Genomic DNA, 15889 nt, shown 5'->3' with positions numbered 1-15889 from the left:
ACATTCATGAGACAAGTATACCACACAGTAACCGATTTCAACAAGTGGAAAAACCCTATTTTTACACTTTCTTTTCTAAAACAGTCTATATTTTTCCCTAAACTGTATTATATTTTTGAAAAAATAAAGTCCTTTTTTCTTTTTTTCAGAAAAAAAGGTATAATAAAAGAAAATAAGCAGTAAAAAGGTGCTAGGCATGTTGATTTTTCCCTTATTAAATGATTTGTCAAGAAAAATCATCCATATTGACATGGATGCCTTTTTTGCTGCGGTAGAAATCAGGGATAATCCTAAGCTCAGAGGAAAACCTGTCATTATCGGAAACGACCCTCGGCAAACAGGTGGGCGGGGAGTCGTTTCTACCTGTAGCTATGAGGCGCGAGCTTTTGGTGTCCATTCAGCCATGAGCTCTAAGGAAGCTTATGAGCGCTGCCCCCAGGCTGTCTTTATCTCAGGGAATTATGAGAAATACAAATCTGTGGGACTCCAAATTCGAACTATCTTTAAGCGCTATACAGATTTGATTGAACCTATGAGTATTGACGAAGCCTATTTGGATGTAACAGAAAATAAACTCGGCATCAAGTCAGCCGTCAAAATTGCTCGCCTCATTCAAAAAGATATCTGGCAAGAACTCCATCTAACTGCTTCTGCTGGCGTTTCTTACAACAAATTCTTAGCTAAAATGGCCAGTGATTATCAAAAGCCACATGGTCTGACAGTGATTTTACCTGACCAGGCTGAGGATTTCCTCAAACAAATGGATATTTCCAAGTTTCATGGAGTAGGAAAAAAGACGGTGGAAAGACTTCATCAAATGGGTGTTTTTACCGGCGCTGATTTGCTTGAAGTCCCTGAAGTGACCCTGATAGACCGTTTTGGCAGACTGGGCTATGACCTGTATCGAAAGGCTCGAGGTATCCACAATTCCCCCGTCAAATCCAATCGCATCCGTAAATCAATCGGGAAAGAGAAAACCTATGGAAAAATTCTCCGTGCCGAGGAAGACATCAAAAAAGAGCTGACTCTCCTATCAGAAAGAGTCGCTCTCAATCTCAGTCAACAAGAAAAAGCTGGAAAAATTGTCATTCTGAAAATCCGCTACGAAGACTTTTCAACTCTGACTAAACGAAAAAGTCTGGATCAAAAAACGCAGGATGCTAGTCAGATCAGCCAAATAGCCCTGCAACTCTATGAAGAGTTGGACGAGAAAGAAAAAGGCGTCCGCCTGCTGGGGATTACCGTAACTGGATTTTAAAGCTCAATGAAAATCAAAGAGCAAACTAGAAAGCTAGCCGCAGGCTGCTCAAAACACTGTTTTGAGGTTGCAGATAGAGCTGATGCAGTTTGAAGAGATTTTCGAAGAGTATAAAACCTTGAAGAGTTGCCCCTTCAAGGTTTTTCTTATACAAATAAACGGACAAAGCTGTAAAGTAGTAAGACACTACCAAGCACGATACGGTATTTACCAAAAAGGGTAAAGTCGTGTTTTTTTACATAGCTTGTCAAGAAACGAATAGCGACCATGCTGACTGCAAAGGCTACTCCCATCGCAACCAAGAGCAAGAACAATTGCCCAAAGCTCAAGAGTTGTCCTGCTTTTATAAATTTGAAAATCTTTAAGGCACTAGCTCCAAACATAACAGGAATTCCAAGATAGAAGGTAAATTCCGTCACAACAGAACGACTGGTTCCATTTAACAAACCACCGACAATAGTCGCTCCTGAACGGCTAGTTCCTGGTAAAAGGGCAAGAACTTGGAAGAGTCCGATATAGAATGCTGTCGTATAAGGAAGTTTGTCCAACTCTGTTACACTTGGCTCTATAGCACGCGCTTCATTGCGCTTTTCCAAATAGATAAAGGCAATCCCATAGATAATCAACATGAGAGCAACAGAAACCATGTTATGGAAGTGGGTATCAAACCAATCATCAAATTTAAAGACGGCAAGTAAAGGCAAAGTGGCAACCAAGACCTTCAACCACAGTCTCCAAGTCTTACGAACTTCCTGCTTATCCTTAGTCGATTTGAAAGGATTGAGCTTGTTAAAGTAAATGACCATAACCGCTAAAATAGCACCAAGCTGAATCACGACATTAAACATGGACATAAAGGCTTCATTTTGATTTTGGTATTGGATAAACTCCTCTGCTAAAATCAAGTGACCTGTACTCGAAATCGGCAACCATTCCGTAATTCCTTCAACAATCCCGAAGAAGATAGATTTTAAAATTTCAATAAGATACATAGATTACTCCTTTTTCTATCTTCCATTATAGCATACTTTTTCAGTATATGGCAGTTCTCTTTAAAAGGCACCGATACTGCCACCGCCTCCTCCTCCAGAGAAGCCACCGCCAGAACTTCCACTTCCAGAAGATACGGAATAGGTACTTGCTGTGTTTGCGACGCTGGCATAATGGCTCATTTGCGCACTTGAATGATAAAACATACTATGCCAACCATAAGCTACATAGAGGTTGATATCTGGATTTTCCACTTGGATATGATGAACCTTCATCAAATGGCTGACCTTGTCCGCATAGCCAAATAAAGTCGCATAGACCAAGAGGCGATTCCAGACCACAATACTTTCCAATTCAGCCTGATCCAATCGTGCAATCTCACGCAACATATTTTCAAAACTGGTCCAGAGATAGTAGACTTCTGCCCCTGCTTCATTTAGGACACCATCACGATTATCTAGACGAAGCTTCCAATAATAGAAAACAGCCAAAACCAAACCTAGAAAACCAAGTATTGGCAAGGGGAGGTAAAGATAGCCATAAACATCCAAACTGTACAAGAACAAACCAAATCCGATAAATAAAGGCAAGATAGTAGAGAGTCCCATACCCACTTGCAAGGCCTTTTCCCCACCAGTTAAAGGACGATAATAATCTGGGAGCCCCCAGAAGGAAACTCGTTTTCTCACTCCTTCTTGCATCTGGTTCAATACTTCTTCAAAAGAAGATTTGAGTTGAAGCCCCTTTGCTTGAATCCGTTTTTCATCAGAGGCTTTTGCTCTACGATAAAGACTATCAGATACCTTGTAATCCGCAAACAAATTGGAAAGAGTTGCTTCTTTTTTGCCTGAAAAGGCCAGATTTAGACAGTCTATCTCAAAACTTGACAAGCCATCTTCTTTCACCAGTCTCAAGCCAACTGCATCTCCTTCTGAAATAATAGAAACATTCCCACGGTCTATCACATCTAGCAAGGTAGCTTGAATAAGTTGGTCAAAGGTAAATTTGCCAGCCCCCTTGACTAAGGGACTCACTTCCTCCAAGGAGGTCGAGTAAATAGCCTCCGATAAAACCATTGGTTCTAATTCCATTGGTGGCTCATAGAGACGATGATTTTTGGCATATTTGACTGAAGGAGTGGTCTTTCTTCTATAAATAAAATAGAAGCAGACACTCAATAACAAGGAAATGGAAAGTATCAAAGGAAACACCCAAGTGACGAGCTGCATACTCTGATCTTTTTCTCTAACAATCGAGTCTTCTATCTTATTAAACTCTTCTAAACGATTTCCTTTCAAGCCCTGATCCGTAGCGCTAGCAAAATCAGTTCGAGGCCAATAGGCATGCAATTCAACTCCACGCTTAGACGGAAGATTATCTAAACGAATAGTATAATCAAGGTTACTCTTTTCAATCGTTCCTTCTTTAAAGAGTTTCCCTGTATGGAAGTAGAGTTTTTCAGCCTCCTTTTCTCCCCTTACATGAAATTCAAACTTTCCAATAGCCCCTGAACTGTCTGTTAAAGGTTGCCAATTTAATTCAGCGATATCTTCATAAAGAAAAAGCAAGTTCTTTAAATTCCAGACAAGGTCAACTTCAACTGTGTCACCCTCCTGACCTGGATTATAAACTTTAACAGTATAACCATCTGCGCCTTCTATCACTTCGCTAGTAACGTCTGCTAGTTCATCACCATTTTTCGATGCCTGAACCTTTGGATGAGGGTCAATGTCAAATCCACTAGGCATCTTGCCAGCACGTCCCAGTCCCACGATTTGCCCCTTAAAGTCCTCCTCAAACTGATAAACTATCTTCTGTCTAAATTCTGCCGTATTGTCTGCATGAATATACAAATCACCTTGATAAGAGTTTATCTTGAAATCAATGGCAAAAACAGAAAGTGGCAGAAGGCAAAACAAGCCTAACACTAGTAAGAAAAAAGTTTTTTTCATCAACTAAACCCCCTTTTTATCTTTGCTATCATTATATCATTTTTTCTCAAGTAAGGGCTTACCTGTATTGAAAAATAGAGTTTTTTTCGATAAAATAGGAGACAGTTATTTTTTAATAGATTAGAAATAGGAGAAATCATGAGAAAAATATACTTATCTATTTTCACAAGTTTCTTGCTGATGCTGGGACTTGTCAATGTTGCTCAAGCTGATGAATATTTACGCATCGGGATGGAAGCAGCATATGCTCCCTTTAACTGGACCCAGGATGATGATAGCAACGGAGCTGTCAAAATCGATGGAACCAACCAGTATGCCAATGGATACGATGTCCAAATTGCCAAGAAAATCGCTAAGGACTTAGGTAAAGAACCTTTGGTTGTTAAAACCAAGTGGGAAGGTTTAGTTCCTGCCCTTACTTCTGGTAAGATTGACATGATTATCGCAGGTATGAGTCCAACCGCTGAACGCAAACAAGAAATCGCCTTTTCAAGCAGCTACTACACTAGCGAGCCTGTCCTACTTGTCAAAAAAGATTCTGCCTATGCAAATGCCAAATCTTTGGATGACTTTAATGGAGCGAAAATCACTTCTCAACAAGGTGTTTACCTTTATGACTTGATTTCCCAAATCTCAGGCGCTAAAAAAGAAACTGCCATGGGAGACTTCGCTCAAATGCGCCAAGCACTTGAGGCTGGTGTCATTGATGCCTATGTTTCTGAACGTCCAGAAGCTCTGACTGCCGAAGCTGCTAACTCTAAGTTTAAAATGGTTCAAGTAGAACCAGGTTTTAAAACTGGAGAAGAAGATACAGCTATTGCCATTGGACTTCGTAAAGATGACAATCGTATTAGCCAAATCAATGCCAGCATTGAAACCATTTCAAAAGACGATCAAGTTGCCTTGATGGATCGTATGATCAAGGAACAACCTGCCGAAGCTACAACAACTGAAGAGACTAGCAGTAGTTTCTTTAGCCAAGTCGCTAAAATTCTTTCTGAAAACTGGCAACAACTTTTGCGTGGTGCTGGTGTCACTCTTTTAATCTCTATCGTCGGAACTATCATAGGTCTCATTATCGGCCTTGCCATTGGTGTTTTCCGTACTGCTCCTCTATCTGAGAATAAAGCCATTTATGGCCTACAAAAACTAGTCAGCTGGATCCTCAATGTCTATATCGAAATTTTCCGTGGTACACCAATGATCGTTCAATCGATGGTTATCTACTATGGAACTGCCCAAGCTTTCGGTATCAACCTTGACCGTACACTGGCTGCTATCTTCATCGTTTCGATCAACACCGGTGCCTACATGACTGAAATTGTTCGTGGTGGTATCCTAGCAGTTGACAAGGGACAATTTGAAGCCGCAACTGCTCTTGGTATGACTCATAACCAAACCATGCGTAAGATTGTCCTCCCTCAAGTAGTCCGTAACATCCTACCAGCAACTGGTAATGAATTTGTCATCAATATCAAAGATACATCTGTATTGAACGTTATCTCTGTTGTCGAACTTTATTTCTCAGGAAATACCGTGGCAACACAAACCTATCAATACTTCCAGACATTTACAATCATCGCCGTGATTTACTTTGTCCTCACCTTCACCGTAACACGTATCCTACGCTTCATCGAACGCCGCATGGACATGGATACCTATACTACAGGTGCTAACCAAATGCAAACGGAGGATTTGAAATAATGACACAAGCAATCCTTGAAATTAAACACCTCAAAAAATCCTATGGCCAAAACGAAGTGCTAAAAGACATTTCTCTCACTGTCCATAAGGGAGAGGTTATCTCTATCATCGGAAGCTCTGGAAGCGGGAAATCAACCTTCCTACGCTCCATTAACCTACTTGAAACGCCAACTGATGGACAAATCCTTTATCATGGACAAAACGTCCTCGAAAAAGGCTATGACCTCACGCAATACCGTGAAAAGTTGGGAATGGTGTTCCAATCCTTTAACCTCTTTGAAAATCTAAACGTTCTTGAAAACACAATCGTCGCTCAGACGACTGTCCTTAAGCGCGACCGTACAGAAGCTGAAAAAATTGCCAAAGAAAACTTAGAAAAAGTCGGCATGGGAGAACGCTACTGGCAAGCCAAGCCAAAACAACTCTCAGGTGGTCAAAAACAACGTGTTGCTATCGCTCGTGCCCTTTCAATGAATCCTGACGCTATTCTCTTTGATGAACCAACTTCAGCTCTCGATCCAGAAATGGTTGGAGAAGTCCTCAAAATCATGCAGGACCTGGCTCAAGAAGGCTTGACTATGATTGTCGTAACTCACGAAATGGAATTCGCCCGTGATGTCTCTCACCGTGTTATCTTTATGGATAAAGGTGTGATTGCTGAAGAAGGCAAACCAGAAGACCTCTTCACCAATCCTAAAGAAGACCGTACAAAAGAATTCCTTCAACGCTATCTCAAATAAAAAGAAAAGGCTGCATCAACCGTGCAGTCTTTTTACTAGCCAAAAAATGAAAAGGCAGACCCTATTCAAGAATCCGCCATTATCCAAAGATTAATCTTCAAATTTTTCATGATTTTTATCATAGAAATCAATTAAACCTAGAGCCGTTTCAAACGAAATATTTTTTACTTTTGCACGCCCCTGTGCTAGAGCAATGATAGACATTTCACGCGCATTCGTTTCTTTAGAGATACGGTAGCCTGTGATTTTCTTATCACGAACCCAGCCAACAACTGATTCTACTTTTTCAAAGTTTGACTTAGCCATGTCCTTCTCCTATTTTCTTATTTACGATATTTAATTGTATACGCTTTTAATTGTATACGTTTTTATGCTTTTTGTCAATAAAAAACATATATTCAATAAAATAAACGCCCTTATTTTTACTTGCTATCTTATTAAAGTTTATAATATATAGGTTTTTCATTGCCGAAAACAATTTTTATAGTTCTTTAAAGCAACTGTATTATTAAATCTTATTCATGTAATAATATTCATATTTGTCAGATGCTGATTCTCGATAATCTAGACATATTCTAGTCTTATTTCATATTATTTATTCCACTGCAAAACAAAAAAATTTGACAAAAAAATCTTCTGCTCTAAACCATTTCTAACGAGTATTTTTCTACTTTTAGACTTTTCCTGTCTACACCAGCATTCAATCATTTGGTCAACTTGTACTATTTATTTACTTTATCAATATTCCTTTTTATTTCTTCAAACCTATAAAAAGATGAGTAGTTAGGAAACAATAGTATCCTATCTTCCAACATTTTCCACTGTTTTTATCTTCTTAGTATCTTATCACTCTTCTCAGTTAACTCAGTATAAGGCTTCTCATTAGTATTGATTATTTTTTCTAATTCCTATTATATTTAGCCAAATTTCAGATTAGCTATATATAAAATAGTAGATTTCAAAAAACTCCTTACATATAACAAGTAATTTTACTCCCTTACTATAAACTGAATCAAAAAACATAGGTACTATAATGAGTTATGATAGAAATAGCGTAACCGATTTCCTAAGTCCATAGGAATCGCCCCCTTTCTTCATCTTCATTATAGCACCTATACATCAATTGTGCAAATAATATGATATTTTTTTATTAGTCCTCAGACAAGCATATTATAGAGCGTTTCGTTACCATTTAAGTTAATATAAGCTGGATCAAAACCTTCCATTCGACGAATCAATCCTGCATAATCATGCTTATCTGCCAAGGCAATCCCAATTAATACTGGGCCTGTCCCCTTGCTAGCTCGCTTAATATACTCAAAACGTGTGATATCATCATTTGGCCCCAAGATATCATTTACAAACTCACGCAAGGCCCCTGGACGCTGTGGAAAATTAACCACAAAGTAATGCTTGATCCCATCATAAATCAAGGCGCGCTCCTCCATTTCTGGCATACGGTTGATATCATTATTTCCTCCAGAAATGATACAACAAATGGTTTTCCCCTTGATATATTCAGCTAAAACCTCTAGAGAGGCGATACTAGCTGCTCCAGCAGGCTCTGCGACTATCCCTTGCTTAGAATAAAGGTCAATCAAGGTTTCAGAAATCAATCCCTCATCGACACCTACCAAAGTTTGAACATGTTGACGAGTTGCTTCATAGGTCAACTGACCTACCTTTTGCACAGCAATCCCATCCGCAAATTTGTCAATTTCTTTGAGTTTGACTGGTCCACCAGCTTCAAAGGCAGCCTTCATGGAACGCGCTCCATTAGCCTCTACCCCAATGACTTCAATCTCTGGACTTGTTTCCTTGATATAGGTAGAAACTCCAGCAATGAGACCACCGCCACCAACAGGGACCAAAACAGCATCAAAATCAATCGATTCTTTTCGAGCTTCTTCTAAAATCTCATAAGCAACTGTCCCTTGACCAGCTTGAACATGGGCATCATCAAAGGGATCAATAAAGGTACGATTTTCAGAGACTGTAAATTCTTGAGCTGCTTTGGCTGAGGCATCAAAAGTATCTCCAACTAATTTAATAGTCACGAAGTCCCCACCAAAAAAGCGAACTTGACCAATCTTTTGTTGCGGAGTAGTAATTGGCATGAAAATAGTTGCAGGAATCTTCATTTCATTGCAAGTATAGGCAACTCCCTGCGCATGATTCCCCGCAGAAGCGCAGACTACCCCACGCTCACGTTCTTCCTTGCTGAGCTGGGAAATGGCATAATAGGCACCACGAATTTTAAAAGAGCGAACACGTTGAGCATTTTCCTTTTTCAAATAAATCTTAGCGCCATACTTCTCCGATAAATAATGGTCGTAATCCAGTGGGGTATTCACAACCACACCGTTCAAGACTTTATGAGCCTTGATTATATCTTTTGAACTTAACATCATTTTCTCCTAGACTATTTCATACTTATCGCAATCATTCCTCTTAAAAAAGAGATGAATTGATTATAAAAGCGAGTTAGTCCCCCAACTCGCCTTCACCTTAATTTCTATCAATTAGTTATAGATTTTGAATGCATCATCGTCGTTTTTACCAACGAAAGGCATTGCTTTTCGCAATTCTGCACCAACTTTTTCAATTTCAAGGTTAGCTGCTTGTTCACGGTAAGCAGTCAATTTTGGACGTCCAGCTTTATAGTCATTTACAAAGTCATTTGCAAATTTACCATTTTGGATGTCTGCCAAAACAGCTTTCATGTTTTCTTTAACTTGCTCAGTAATTACACGTGGACCTGATACATAGTCACCGTACTCAGCAGTGTTTGAAATTGATTGACGCATTTTCTTGAATCCACCTTCGTAGATCAAGTCGACGATCAATTTCATTTCGTGAAGAACTTCAAAGTAAGCCAATTCTGGAGCGTAACCTGCTTCTGTCAAGACTTCGAAACCTGCTTCGATAAGGGCAGTCAAACCACCACAAAGTACAGCTTGTTCACCAAACAAATCTTCTTCAGTTTCTTCTTTGTAAGTTGTTTCAAGAAGACCTACACGAGCTGCTCCAACACCTTTACACCAGTCCATAGCAATGTTTTTAGCATTTCCTGTTGCATCTTGATATACTGCGTAAAGAGCTGGAACACCAAATCCTTCTTCATAAGTACGACGTACCAAGTGTCCTGGTCCTTTAGGAGCACACATAAAGACATCTACATCCGCAGGAACTTTGATAAACTCAAAGTGGATATTGAAACCATGAGCAAATCCAACTGCGTTTCCAGCTTCCAAGTTTGGAGCGATTTCTGCTTCGTACAATTCTTGTTGGATTTCGTCTGGTGCCAAAATCATGATAACGTCAGCCAATTTAGTTGCTTCTGCTACTGTGTAAGTGTCAAATCCATCTTCTTTTGCTTTGTCAAAAGATTTACCTGGACGTACACCGATGATGACATCACGACCTGAGTCACGCAAGTTTTGAGCATGCGCATGTCCTTGTGAACCATAACCGATAACGGCGATTTTTTTACCGTCAAGTGCTGCTACTTTAACATCTTTTTCATATTCCATTTGAACTGCCATAGTTTTTCTCTCTTTTCTATTATTTATTGCCTTTTAGGCTGGTTTAACAAATTTAAGTTGGATTTTTATACTCAATGAAAATCAAAGAGCAAACTAGGAAGCTAGCCGCAGGCTGTACTTGAGTACGGCAAGGCGAAGCTGACGTGGTTTGAAGAGATTTTCGAAGAGTATTAGTCGCGGGTAAATCCAGTTGCACCCGTTCTAGCAATATTACGAATACCGTATGGTCGAATGACTCGTAATAGAGCTTCACTCTTTTCAGCATTTCCTGTCATCTGAATGGTAATCGAGCTTGGCGCTACGTCTACCACTGTTGCACGGAAAGGTTGAATAATGGCTAGAATCTCAGCACGCTTCTCTGCTGGCGCTGACATCTTAACCAAAATCACCTCGCGCTCCAAATGAGGCTTGTCTGTAATATCTCGAATGCGAATCACATCAATCTGACGATTCAGCTGCTTGATGATTTGCTCCACTTCATCATGTGAAGCTACATCAATAATAATGGTGATGCGCGATACATTCGGATCTTCTGTTGCTCCAACAGAGATGCTTTCGATATTGACCTGACGACGAGACAGGACACCGGTAAAGCGATTGAGGACTCCTGAACGATTTTGTAGTTTTGCTGTTAACATTTTACGCATGGAACTTCACCCCCAACATCTCATGATTACTCTTACCAGCTGGTACCATTGGTAACACCTGTTCCTTACGAGAAATATCTACCTCGATTAGCATAGGAACATCCTCAGTGATGACTTCAAGGTCTTGAGCCAAGGTCTCAGGATTGTCAAACTTATAGTTTTTAATGCCATAAGCTTGTGCCATCAGTTGGAAATCAGGAAGGGTATCAAAGACTGACTCTGATGTTCTACCTTCATAGAAGGATTCCTGCCACTGGCGAACCATTCCAAGTGAGTGATTGTTCAGCATAACCACCTTGATTGGCACCTTGTAAATGTTTAAAATAGCCAATTCCTGGTTAGTCATTTGGAAACCACCATCCCCAACAAACAAGACTACTTCCTTATCCGGGTTAGCAATTTTAGCACCTATTGCTGCTGGAATTCCGAATCCCATCGTTCCCAAACCGCCTGAAGTCACTAACTGACGCTCATTTTGGTATGGATAATACTGAGCTGTCCACATTTGGTGTTGACCCACGTCTGTTACCACAATGGCATCTCCATTCGTCAATTCACCAATTCGTTCAATAACAGCTTGCGGTTGAACTACACGCTCTTTCTTATCATAAGAACGAACGCGGTTCTTGTCTTTAGTAACTTTTTCAATCCATTTTTCAGTGTTGTTATGAACTGTTGGTTCGGCCAGCAACATTTGCAAGGCTTTCTTAGCATCTCCAACTACAGGAATATCTGCACTGATAATCTTGCCAATCTCGGCTGGGTCAATATCAATGTGAGCAACCTTAGCATTCTTAGCAAAGGTCTTAGGATTCCCCGTCAAGCGGTCATCGAAACGACAACCAATACTAATCATAAAATCAGCTTCCGTCATGGCAATATTAGCTGCGAATGACCCGTGCATGCCTCCCATTCCAAGGAAGAGTGGATGACTCGTTGCAATCGTTCCTTGTCCCAAAAGACTGGTTACCACTGGAATTTGATAGCGTTCTGCAAATTCATTTAATTCTGCAGCTGCTTCAGCATAACTAATCCCCCCACCAGCTAGCAAGACTGGCTTTTTAGCCTTGGATAATTGCTTCAAGATTTTCTTGATTTGCATATCATTTGGCTCAAGAGTCGGCTGATAGCTTGGTAGGTTCACTTCTGGTGAATAAATGAATTCTGTTTCCAAAGCAGATACATCTTTAGGTAGGTCAATTACGACTGGCCCTGGTCGACCTGTAGTTGCGATATGGACAGCTTCCGTAATGATACGCGGAATATCTGCCGTCTCACGAACTTGGTAATTGTACTTAGTGATTGGCATGGTAATTCCCACGATGTCTGCCTCCTGAAAGGCATCCTTCCCAATCCCTGCTCGCGCAACCTGTCCTGTAAAGACCAAAAGGGGAACACTGTCGCTCATGGCATCCGCAATCCCTGTAATGGCATTTGTTGCTCCCGGTCCGCTAGTGACGACGGCAACACCCAACTTTCCAGTTGATTTGGCATAACCTTCAGCTTCATGCAGACAACCTTGCTCATGGCGTCCTAGAATGTGGCGAATGCCTTTAAAATTATATATCGCATCATAAAAAGGCAAGACTGCACCACCAGGATAACCAAAGATGGTATCAATTCCTAAATCACGAAGTGTTTCCAAAACTAGGTCCGACCCCGTCTTAGGAGATTCTAAACTGATTTTCTCCATTGTTCCCCTTTCTCTTCTCTTAAAAATAACTTGTTACTATCATACCATTTTTTCAAAATTTTTCAAGAGAAAAGAAGAAATTTTCTGAATTTTCTATTTTAACGTTTATTTATGAATGTTATTTTTGTTTTTATTAAAAAGATACCGATTTCATTTACTAAAAAAGAAAAAAGAACTGATTTCTCAGTTCTTCATTAATCTTATTCCACACTGAATAGGTATGGGTAAACAGGTTGTTGACCTTGATGAATCTCGACTTCAACATCTTCGAATTCTTCTGCGATTTCTTGGGCAATTTCATTGGCAAGTTCTTCGCTTCCGTCTTCACCGACATAGAAGGTTACAATTTCACTATCTTCATCCAACATATGTTTCAAGGTTTCTGTCAAGGTTTGGTGCATATCAGGGTTTGACACGAGGATTTTCCCATCCACCATACCTAGATTATCGTTTTCATGGATTTCTAAGCCATCAATGGTTGTATCACGCACAGCTGTTGTGACGCTTCCACTAACGACATCGCTAAGAGCAGCAGTCATACGCTCTTGGTTTTCTTCTATGGACTTACTTGGATCAAAGGCGAGAAGACTTGTCAAACCTTGTGGCAAAGTACGAGCTTCCACCACTACTGCTGGTTGTTCCAAAACTTCTGCTGCAGATTGAGCTGCCATGAAGATGTTTTTGTTGTTTGGCAGGAAGATGATGTTACGAGCGTTAACCTGTTCAACAGCCTTGATAAAGTCTTCTGTTGAAGGGTTCATAGTTTGACCGCCTTCGATAACATAATCCACACCTTGAGAACGGAAGATATCTGCTAGACCTTTACCAGCCACTACAGCAATCAAAGCATACTCTTTTTCTTCAGCAGGCTTGCTAACTTGGGCAGTTTCTTTCTCAACCTGTGCTTCGTGTTGGTTACGCATATTGTCAACTTTTACCTTGACCAAGCTACCATATTTAAGACCTTCTTGCATAACAAGTCCTGGATCTTCTGTATGGACATGGACTTTGACAATTTCATCATCATTGACAACAAGGAGAGAATCCCCGAGTTCATTCAAGTAGTTACGGAATTCGTCGTAGTCAAAATCTTTGGCATAGGTTGGACCTTGCTTAAGAGCTACCATGATTTCAGTACAGTAACCAAAGGTAATGTCCTCAGTCGCTACGTGACCAGCCACAGACTTATGATGCTCTGCATTGATCATCTCACTCATATTGGCTGGAGTCGCTACAAAGTCCTCAGATGCAATATATTCGCCAGTAAGGGCTGAAAGGAAACCTTCGTAGATAAAGACCAATCCTTGACCACCTGAGTCCACAACACCAACTTCTTTCAATACTGGAAGCATGTCTGGTGTTTTAGCTAGAGCTGTTTTAGCACCTTCCAAGGCTGCGCGCATGACTTCAACAGCGTCATCTGTTTGCTCAGCTTTTTTCTTAGCACCGATAGCAGCCCCACGAGAAACTGTTAAAATCGTTCCTTCAACTGGTTTCATAACTGCCTTATAGGCAACTTCCACACCTGATTGGAAGGCAAGGGCCAAGTCTTGACCTGTTAACTCGTCTTTATCCTTGATGGCTTGTGAAAATCCACGGAAAAGCTGAGACGTAATAACTCCTGAGTTCCCACGCGCGCCCATCAAAAGACCTTTGGCAAGAATGCTCGCTACCTCTCCAACTGTAGAAGCTGGTTTGTCTGCAACTTCCTTAGCACCATTTTCAATGGTCATTCCCATGTTTGTTCCAGTATCTCCATCTGGAACTGGAAAGACGTTTAATGAATTGACATATTCAGCTTGCTTATTCAAACGAGTTGATGCAGCCTGCACCATTTCTTGAAATAGGCTAGTAGTAATTTTTGACACGGTTATTCTCCTACAACTTTGATATTTTGAATGTAGACATTTACAGTCTGAGCGGTAATTCCAAGTTGGTTTTCCAAACTAAAACGAACACGCTCTTGAATGTTTTTTGACACTTCGCTAATCTTTGTTCCGTAGCTCAACACGGTATATACATCAACTGCAATACTGCCATCTTCGGCCGCCTTTACGACGACACCTTTAGAATAATTTTCCTTACCTAGAAGGGCTTGGAAATTATCTTTGAGGGCATTTTTACTAGCCATACCGACCACACCAAAAATTTCAGTTGCTGCTCCACCTACGACGGTTGCAATCACTTCATCTGTTAGTTCGATTTGACCATCTTTTGTATTAATTTTTACAGTCATCCTTTTTACCTCAACTAGTTGATACTCTATTTTATCATATTTCAGCCCAAGTGTAAAAGCAGAATACTGTATCAGCGGATATTTACTCTATTTTTCAAATGATTTTATATCTACAGTAAAAGAAAAAAGACCCTAAGGTCTCCTTACTTTTATTATTAAACGCGTTCAACTTTACCTGATTTCAAAGCACGAGCTGAAGCCCAAACTTTTTTAGGTTTACCATCGATAAGAACAGTAACTTTTTGAAGGTTTGGTTTTACGGCACGTTTTGTTTGGTTCATCGCGTGTGAACGGTTGTTTCCTGATACAGTCTTACGACCTGTAAAGTAACATACTTTAGCCATTGTGTTTTCCTCCTATTAGATCTAATATAGCGGATGTGCTAGCACCACATACTGTACTATGTTATCACACTTTCTTCATTTTTGCAAGGGGATTGGAAGATTTTTTTATTTAACGTAGACAATCCCCAACTTTCCAAAAGCCACATCTCCACGTATAATCAAAGTTTTACTGGTTGGAGCTAGAGAAGTATCTGCCTTGGCTACACCACAGAAAGTTTCCACCTTCAAATCCACTCGCCAATGTTGGGGAACATAGATAACTGCATTGCCAAAACCAACTTCTACTTTCAGACTTGCAGTATCTCCTAAAATCTCTGCATTGTCGTAATATATCTTAGCATTTCCAAAACCAACTTCTACTTGGTCGTCTACCAATTCTTGATTTTGCTTGTAGAAAGTCCCAGTCCCAAAAGCAACTTCCTTATCTGTAAGAATGGTCTTTTTACCATCATACCACCATTTTTTTCCATTCCAAGTTCTGTTAGAATGAGTCAACATACTTACTCCGAGAACAATCAGAATTCCTGCCCAGAACAGTGACTGATTGGGAATCGGTAAAATATCATAAGAGTGGTTGGCAATTAGTAAGGCTACTAGAGCTGTAAAAGAGGCTGAGGTTAAGTGGCGACGCAACAAAGCTCCAACTGATTGGTAGGCAAAAAAAGCAATACCAATCAAGGGCCAAATTTGCCCACCGAATGAAGGGATTCCAAAATTTCCTTGTAATAATATTAAAGCTGCCAATACTAGCAACACAATACCAAATGCTTTCTTTTTCAT

At 40.2% G+C, this 15889-nt stretch carries 14 protein-coding genes; 3 read left to right on the top strand and 11 right to left on the bottom strand.

The genetic code is table 11. The annotated features are described in order from the left end of the window. The first annotated feature begins 196 nt into the window (after window positions 1-196). Window positions 197-1258 (top strand): DNA polymerase IV, encoded by a 1062-nt coding sequence (gene dinB / locus O3664_RS05315; protein WP_023946703.1) that lies wholly within the window; start codon window positions 197-199, stop codon window positions 1256-1258. A gap of 146 nt (window positions 1259-1404) precedes the next feature. On the opposite strand, the gene O3664_RS05310 is transcribed toward dinB, so the two are convergent. Beyond that, on the bottom strand, window positions 1405-2250 hold the full coding sequence (locus O3664_RS05310; RefSeq protein WP_000280780.1) for an undecaprenyl-diphosphate phosphatase: 846 nt from the start codon (window positions 2248-2250) through the stop codon (window positions 1405-1407). Between the two features lie 60 nt (window positions 2251-2310). Continuing rightward, the gene (locus O3664_RS05305; protein ID WP_000750661.1) at window positions 2311-4200 is read right to left on the bottom strand and encodes a DUF2207 domain-containing protein; all 1890 of its coding nucleotides are present in this window, start codon (window positions 4198-4200) and stop codon (window positions 2311-2313) included. Window positions 4201-4338: 138 nt separating this feature from the next. On the opposite strand from O3664_RS05305, the gene O3664_RS05300 reads away from it, so the two are divergent. Together O3664_RS05300 and O3664_RS05295 are read left to right on the top strand one after the other, a co-directional pair. After that, window positions 4339-5904, top strand: coding sequence for an ABC transporter substrate-binding protein/permease (locus tag O3664_RS05300; protein ID WP_371613720.1), 1566 nt, complete (start codon window positions 4339-4341; stop codon window positions 5902-5904). After that, a complete protein-coding gene (locus O3664_RS05295; RefSeq protein WP_371613719.1) occupies window positions 5904-6644 on the top strand; it encodes an amino acid ABC transporter ATP-binding protein in 741 nt (246 codons plus the stop codon). The genes O3664_RS05300 and O3664_RS05295 overlap by 1 nt, the downstream gene beginning before the upstream one ends. A 90-nt stretch (window positions 6645-6734) precedes the next feature. Here the strand turns inward: O3664_RS05295 and O3664_RS05290 are convergent, their stop codons facing one another. The 9 genes from O3664_RS05290 to O3664_RS05250 all read right to left on the bottom strand — a co-directional run bounded on the left by O3664_RS05290 (window position 6735) and on the right by O3664_RS05250 (window position 15889). Further along, complete coding sequence (locus O3664_RS05290) at window positions 6735-6950, bottom strand: hypothetical protein (RefSeq protein WP_001130035.1); 216 nt, start codon at window positions 6948-6950, stop codon at window positions 6735-6737. 851 nt (window positions 6951-7801) lie between these two features. Next, window positions 7802-9052 carry a threonine ammonia-lyase IlvA gene (ilvA, locus tag O3664_RS05285; RefSeq protein WP_000952975.1) on the bottom strand — a complete coding sequence of 417 codons (1251 nt, stop codon included), beginning with the start codon at window positions 9050-9052 and terminating at the stop codon, window positions 7802-7804. Window positions 9053-9166: 114 nt separating this feature from the next. After that, entirely contained in the window at window positions 9167-10189 is a 1023-nt protein-coding gene (gene ilvC / locus O3664_RS05280) for a ketol-acid reductoisomerase (RefSeq protein WP_000290683.1), read from the bottom strand. A 170-nt stretch (window positions 10190-10359) separates the two neighbouring features. Next, complete coding sequence (gene ilvN, locus O3664_RS05275; protein ID WP_371613718.1) at window positions 10360-10836, bottom strand: acetolactate synthase small subunit; 477 nt, start codon at window positions 10834-10836, stop codon at window positions 10360-10362. Next, window positions 10829-12529: an acetolactate synthase large subunit gene (locus tag O3664_RS05270; RefSeq protein WP_023946707.1), complete on the bottom strand. Its 1701-nt coding sequence runs from the start codon at window positions 12527-12529 to the stop codon at window positions 10829-10831. Before O3664_RS05270 ends, ilvN begins: the two co-directional genes overlap by 8 nt. 200 nt (window positions 12530-12729) lie before the next feature. Then, window positions 12730-14397 carry a DAK2 domain-containing protein gene (locus O3664_RS05265; RefSeq protein ID WP_023946709.1) on the bottom strand — a complete coding sequence of 556 codons (1668 nt, stop codon included), beginning with the start codon at window positions 14395-14397 and terminating at the stop codon, window positions 12730-12732. A gap of 2 nt (window positions 14398-14399) precedes the next feature. Further along, entirely contained in the window at window positions 14400-14765 is a 366-nt protein-coding gene (locus O3664_RS05260; protein ID WP_000216437.1) for an Asp23/Gls24 family envelope stress response protein, read from the bottom strand. Window positions 14766-14920: 155 nt separating this feature from the next. After that, the gene (gene rpmB / locus O3664_RS05255) at window positions 14921-15109 is read right to left on the bottom strand and encodes a 50S ribosomal protein L28 (protein ID WP_001140948.1); all 189 of its coding nucleotides are present in this window, start codon (window positions 15107-15109) and stop codon (window positions 14921-14923) included. Between the two features lie 105 nt (window positions 15110-15214). Further along, window positions 15215-15889, bottom strand: coding sequence for a hypothetical protein (locus O3664_RS05250; RefSeq protein ID WP_371613717.1), 675 nt, complete (start codon window positions 15887-15889; stop codon window positions 15215-15217).

Source organism: Streptococcus sp. 27098_8_109, from assembly GCF_041432295.1.
GTDB lineage: Bacteria > Bacillota > Bacilli > Lactobacillales > Streptococcaceae > Streptococcus.
This window is presented reverse-complemented; position numbering and strand designations above follow the sequence as displayed.

Coding starts and splice junctions, on each gene's coding strand:
- ilvN (WP_371613718.1), bottom strand. CDS start 10,836: ATGCGTAAAATGTTAACAGCAAAACTACAAAATCGTTCAGGAGTCCTC.
- O3664_RS05300 (WP_371613720.1), top strand. CDS start 4,339: ATGAGAAAAATATACTTATCTATTTTCACAAGTTTCTTGCTGATGCTG.
- O3664_RS05295 (WP_371613719.1), top strand. CDS start 5,904: ATGACACAAGCAATCCTTGAAATTAAACACCTCAAAAAATCCTATGGC.
- O3664_RS05310 (WP_000280780.1), bottom strand. CDS start 2,250: ATGTATCTTATTGAAATTTTAAAATCTATCTTCTTCGGGATTGTTGAA.
- O3664_RS05270 (WP_023946707.1), bottom strand. CDS start 12,529: ATGGAGAAAATCAGTTTAGAATCTCCTAAGACGGGGTCGGACCTAGTT.
- rpmB (WP_001140948.1), bottom strand. CDS start 15,109: ATGGCTAAAGTATGTTACTTTACAGGTCGTAAGACTGTATCAGGAAAC.
- ilvC (WP_000290683.1), bottom strand. CDS start 10,189: ATGGCAGTTCAAATGGAATATGAAAAAGATGTTAAAGTAGCAGCACTT.
- O3664_RS05250 (WP_371613717.1), bottom strand. CDS start 15,889: ATGAAAAAGAAAGCATTTGGTATTGTGTTGCTAGTATTGGCAGCTTTA.
- dinB (WP_023946703.1), top strand. CDS start 197: ATGTTGATTTTTCCCTTATTAAATGATTTGTCAAGAAAAATCATCCAT.
- ilvA (WP_000952975.1), bottom strand. CDS start 9,052: ATGTTAAGTTCAAAAGATATAATCAAGGCTCATAAAGTCTTGAACGGT.
- O3664_RS05260 (WP_000216437.1), bottom strand. CDS start 14,765: ATGACTGTAAAAATTAATACAAAAGATGGTCAAATCGAACTAACAGAT.
- O3664_RS05290 (WP_001130035.1), bottom strand. CDS start 6,950: ATGGCTAAGTCAAACTTTGAAAAAGTAGAATCAGTTGTTGGCTGGGTT.
- O3664_RS05305 (WP_000750661.1), bottom strand. CDS start 4,200: ATGAAAAAAACTTTTTTCTTACTAGTGTTAGGCTTGTTTTGCCTTCTG.